Annotated in this window: 2 rRNA genes; both read right to left on the bottom strand. The window is 53.2% G+C overall.

What is annotated here, in order from left to right:
• Positions 1 to 27: 27 nt before the first annotated feature.
• A 5S ribosomal RNA gene (rrf, locus tag IGW03_RS37450) occupies positions 28 to 140 on the bottom strand.
• Positions 141 to 334: 194 nt separating this feature from the next.
• Positions 335 to 2,163 (bottom strand): 23S ribosomal RNA (locus IGW03_RS37445); the annotation flags it as partial.

The following is a 2,163-nucleotide window of genomic DNA, read 5'->3' as shown; positions in this document are numbered from 1 at the left end:
GGAGGCAGGGCTGATGCGGTAGAACTAGCCTGACGATTACCTACTTTCACACTGGTTGCAGCACTATCATCGGCGCGATGTCGTTTCACGGTCCTGTTCGGGATGGGAAGGGGTGGGACCAACTCGCTATGGTCATCAGGCATAACTTGTAGGCCGCCTGCCGTTCCCTCTATTCTGGGAACCTCAGGCAGCGCAATCCGGAAGAAGTATCCCTGCAGTTTCCCTGCAGGCGTATCGATCTATCTTTGTCCTGTCTGTTTGTCTCAGACTTGTGGCGGGCGTGATGCCCAATCGGCATACGCATTCTCTTCTTGTCTACACCTGTCAAGGTTATAGAGACAAGCCGCACGGGCAATTAGTACTGGTTAGCTTAACGCATTACTGCGCTTCCACACCCAGCCTATCAACGTCCTGGTCTCGAACGACCCTTTTGGGAGATCAAGTCTCCGGGAAGTCTCATCTTGAGGCAAGTTTCCCGCTTAGATGCTTTCAGCGGTTATCTCTTCCGAACTTAGCTACCCGGCCATGCCACTGGCGTGACAACCGGTACACCAGAGGTTCGTCCACTCCGGTCCTCTCGTACTAGGAGCAGCCCCCCTCAAACTTCCAACGCCCACGGCAGATAGGGACCAAACTGTCTCACGACGTTTTAAACCCAGCTCACGTACCACTTTAAATGGCGAACAGCCATACCCTTGGGACCGGCTACAGCCCCAGGATGTGATGAGCCGACATCGAGGTGCCAAACTCCCCCGTCGATATGAACTCTTGGGAGGAATCAGCCTGTTATCCCCAGAGTACCTTTTATCCGTTGAGCGATGGCCCTTCCATACAGAACCACCGGATCACTATGTCCTACTTTCGTACCTGCTCGACTTGTCAGTCTCGCAGTTAAGCACGCTTATGCCATTGCACTATTAGCACGATGTCCGACCGTACCTAGCGTACCTTCGAACTCCTCCGTTACACTTTGGGAGGAGACCGCCCCAGTCAAACTGCCTACCATGCACTGTCCCCGATCCGGATAACGGACCAAGGTTAGAACCGCAAACAAACCAGGGTGGTATTTCAAGGTTGGCTCCACGGCAACTGGCGTCACCGTTTCACAGCCTCCCACCTATCCTACACAGATTGGTTCACAGTCCAATGCAAAGCTACAGTAAAGGTTCATGGGGTCTTTCCGTCTAGCCGCGGGTAGATTGCATCATCACAAACATTTCAACTTCGCTGAGTCTCGGGAGGAGACAGTGTGGCCATCGTTACGCCATTCGTGCAGGTCGGAACTTACCCGACAAGGAATTTCGCTACCTTAGGACCGTTATAGTTACGGCCGCCGTTTACTGGGACTTCAATCAAGAGCTTGCACCCCATCATTTAATCTTCCAGCACCGGGCAGGCGTCACACCCTATACGTCCACTTTCGTGTTTGCAGAGTGCTGTGTTTTTATTAAACAGTCGCAGCCACCAGTTTATTGCAACCCCTTCATCCTTCACCCGCAGGGGTGTCAAATTACAAGGGCGTACCTTATCCCGAAGTTACGGTACCAATTTGCCGAGTTCCTTCTCCCGAGTTCTCTCAAGCGCCTTAGAATACTCATCTCGCCCACCTGTGTCGGTTTGCGGTACGGTCTCGTTAGACTGAAGCTTAGAGGCTTTTCTTGGAACCACTTCCGATTGCTTCGCAGCACAAGGCCGCTCGTCACACACCCTTGAATCCCGCTGGCGGATTTGCCTACCAGCCTTCTCCAGTGCATAAACCGGGACATCCAACACCCGGACAACCTTCCGCGATCCGTCCCCCCATCGCATCTAACGACGGTGCAGGAATATTAACCTGCTTCCCATCAGCTACGCATCTCTGCCTCGCCTTAGGGGCCGACTCACCCTGCTCCGATGAACGTTGAACAGGAAACCTTGGGCTTACGGCGTGCGGGCCTTTCACCCGCATTATCGCTACTCATGTCAGCATTCGCACTTCTGATACCTCCAGCATGCTTTACAACACACCTTCGCAGGCTTACAGAACGCTCTCCTACCATCTGCACGTATAAATACGCACAAATCCGCAGCTTCGGTGACTGGCTTAGCCCCGTTACATCTTCCGCGCAGGACGACTCGATCAGTGAGCTATTACGCTTTCTTTAAAGGATGGCTGCTTCTAAG

The sequence above is a fragment of the Noviherbaspirillum malthae genome (genome assembly GCF_015352985.1).
In the GTDB taxonomy this organism is placed as follows: Bacteria; Pseudomonadota; Gammaproteobacteria; order Burkholderiales; family Burkholderiaceae_D; genus Noviherbaspirillum; species Noviherbaspirillum malthae.
This window is presented reverse-complemented; position numbering and strand designations above follow the sequence as displayed.